Origin of the sequence: Xanthobacter versatilis (assembly GCF_043193975.1) — a bacterium.
In the GTDB taxonomy this organism is placed as follows: Bacteria; Pseudomonadota; Alphaproteobacteria; order Rhizobiales; family Xanthobacteraceae; genus Xanthobacter; species Xanthobacter autotrophicus_E.
Window position 1 is genome coordinate 1 of sequence record NZ_JBAFVB010000036.1, and the last position, 320, is coordinate 320.

Consider the following 320-nt stretch of genomic DNA (forward strand, 5'->3'; position numbering starts at 1 on the left):
GGGACTGGATCACGGCCGTCGGGGCCAGGACGGCCTTCATCGCGCCCGGCTCGCCGTGGGAGAACGGCTATTGCGAGAGCTTCAACTCCAAGCTCCGGGATGAACTGCTCGACGGTGAGATCTTCTACAGCCTGGCCGAGGCGAGGATTGTCATCGAGGAGTGGCGCCAGCACTATAACACCGAGCGACCACACTCCGCGCTCGGCTACAAGCCTCCGGCACCGGCCGTTATCGTGCCGCAGGTGCCGCCAACATCAAATCCGGCCAACAGGCCCACAATGCATTAGAATCAAGCCGGACCACTCAAGAGGGGCAGGCCA

1 protein-coding gene is annotated in these 320 nt (G+C 63.1%); it reads left to right on the forward strand.

Annotated features, from left to right (window positions below):
• Positions 1 to 287 (forward strand): integrase core domain-containing protein (locus V5F66_RS22270; protein WP_394094741.1); only part of this gene is annotated, 287 nt, incomplete at its 5' end.
• Between the last annotated feature and the right edge of the window lie 33 nt (positions 288 to 320).